The following is a 2,160-nucleotide window of genomic DNA, read 5'->3' as shown; positions in this document are numbered from 1 at the left end:
CCAATGATTATAACCGTTACAATTCCGAGCAAGAGGGGCGGATAGAAAATAATGGGTTTAGAGCCATTCAACGCCTTGCTTAAATACATAGCAGAAACCATAAGGTTGCTGTTTCTTGCAGGAATGGTCAGGGTTGAAATCAGCTTTCCCTGCTGCAGACCCATAATGATCATATTAACAGTCCAAAGGCCAAGCTGCGTAAGAATACCGGCAAGAATTGCAGGGATCTTGCACAAAGTGTGTAAAATACCGGTAACCGCACCCGCAAGAGCGCCGGCAGCAAAAGCGCAAACCATAGCAAGCCAAACAGGTTGTCCCATGGCAACCATCAGAATGCAAACCGCGCCGCCTGTGCAGAAGGAACCATCTACAGTCAGGTCGGATAAGTTTAAAATACGGTAAGTAATGTACAAGCCAATTGCCATAATACCCCAGATAAGGCCCAGGGACACCACGCCAGGCATCGCATTACCAAAATTCAAAAGTCTTTCAAGCATAGGAAATTATCCTCAGTTCTCATATATTAAACCAACGGGGCAAGATGGAAGCCATCTTGCCCTGGTAGGTTATTCAGCAGGTACCAGCTTATCATAGCCGGGAAGGGGTGTGATGCCAAGTGCGGTGCAGATATCCTCGTTGTAGAGATAAGAAACTTCCTCTACATAAGCAATGGGCATCTTTGTAATATCTGCGCCATCCTTCAGAATCTGAACTGCCATTTCTCCGGTAAGGTAACCCAAATCATAATAGTCAATAGACATAGTAGCGATGCCGCAACCGGCGCAGATGCCAGCTTCGCCGGCAATAATGGGAACACCGGCAGGTCGGCAAATACTATCGATAGCAGTTGCATTATTCGCAACTGTATTGTCTGTAGGAACATAGATAGCATCAGCAAAGTTGCAGGCTTCAGTGGTAACGGAGAACAAATCGCTGGTATCCGTAAAAGCACTGATCTTGCACTCAATGCCCTTCTTTTCCAACTCAGCCTTGACAACATCTACCTGATACTTGGAGTTGGGCTCTGCGCTGCAGTACAGAAGAGCGACCTTCTTTGCATCGGGACACCAGTCAACGATCATCTGAGCCTGCTTTGTCAAATCTGCCAGGTCCGAAGTGCCGGAAACATTTTCACCGACAGTGCCGCTAAAGTCTTTAAGGCCTAAGGCAACGCCGTATTCGGTTACAGAAGTACCCAAAATCGGAATGCTATCTGTGGCATTAAACGCTGCTGCAACAGCAGGTGTCGCATTTGCCATGATCAAGTCTACATCAGAAGCAACAAAGCCATTGATGATTGTGGAGCAAGTGCTGGCCTCGCCCGCTGCATCCTGGAAATCAAAGGTAATATTTTCTGCACCAATGCCTTTTATTACGGCATCTTTAAAGCCTTGCGTAGCTTTATCCAGTGCGGGATGAGGTGTAAGCTGGCAAATACCGATTACATATTTTCCGTCATCAGCAGCGGGGGCGCCACAAGCTGTCAGAGTCACCAGCAGCATCACAGCGCAAATAATAGCAAGTAGTTTTTTCATTTCTCTCTTTCCTTTCATTTCTCTCTTTCCTTTCAACACATCATTATTAATGATGTTTGTTGCATTATTATACTACTTTTGTATAGGATATGTCAACCATCATTCTACGGTTCACGGACATTTATACACGCTACACGAACACTTTGCGATCCAAGTACGACATTCTGTACATTTTGACAATAACAACGTGAAATACAAGAAAATAATTAAGGAAATATAGAAATTTTTGCTTGACATATAGGAAATAATCCTTTATAATACACGAGTTGCCAAAGACAGCAGGTGGCTATGCCGTAAGTCCTGCCGAGGTGCGTGGATATGATTATTTGCGTGTCTTTCTGTCTTCTGGCAGGAAGACACTTATTTTTTTCGGAGGTGAAACACAATGCCCAACGCAAAGGTTCTTGAGAGCAAGAAGGCAACTGTTGAAGCCCTGTCCGCAAAGATCAAGGATGCTACTTCCGTGGTTTTCGTTGACTACAGAGGCATTACCGTTGCACAGGACACCGATCTGCGTAAGCAGTTCCGTGCCGCTGGCGTTGAATACACTGTCGTGAAGAACACTCTGACCCGTCTGGCTGCTAATAAGGCTGGTTACAACCAGTTTGACGAGCTGCTGAACGGC

General features: G+C 45.6%; 3 protein-coding genes and 1 other annotated feature. Of the genes, 1 reads left to right on the top strand and 2 read right to left on the bottom strand.

Annotated elements, in window-relative coordinates:
- Positions 1-497: ABC transporter permease subunit (locus tag ACJMM4_RS08770; RefSeq protein WP_405384089.1), on the bottom strand; the 497-nt coding region annotated here is incomplete at its 3' end.
- A 69-nt stretch (positions 498-566) separates the two neighbouring features.
- On the bottom strand, positions 567-1,535 hold the full coding sequence (locus tag ACJMM4_RS08765; protein WP_405384087.1) for an ABC transporter substrate-binding protein: 969 nt from the start codon (positions 1,533-1,535) through the stop codon (positions 567-569).
- A 251-nt stretch (positions 1,536-1,786) separates the two neighbouring features.
- Positions 1,787-1,908 (top strand) — a sequence feature (ribosomal protein L10 leader region).
- Between the two features lie 12 nt (positions 1,909-1,920).
- Between ACJMM4_RS08765 and rplJ the strand changes: the two genes are divergently transcribed.
- A partial coding sequence (gene rplJ / locus ACJMM4_RS08760; RefSeq protein WP_405384085.1) for a 50S ribosomal protein L10 occupies positions 1,921-2,160 on the top strand: 240 nt, incomplete at its 3' end.

The sequence above is a fragment of the Phascolarctobacterium sp. genome (assembly GCF_045124115.1).
Lineage (GTDB): Bacteria > Bacillota > Negativicutes > Acidaminococcales > Acidaminococcaceae > Phascolarctobacterium_A.
The sequence above is the reverse complement of the archived record's forward strand: the minus strand, read 5'-3'. Positions and strand labels throughout refer to the sequence as shown.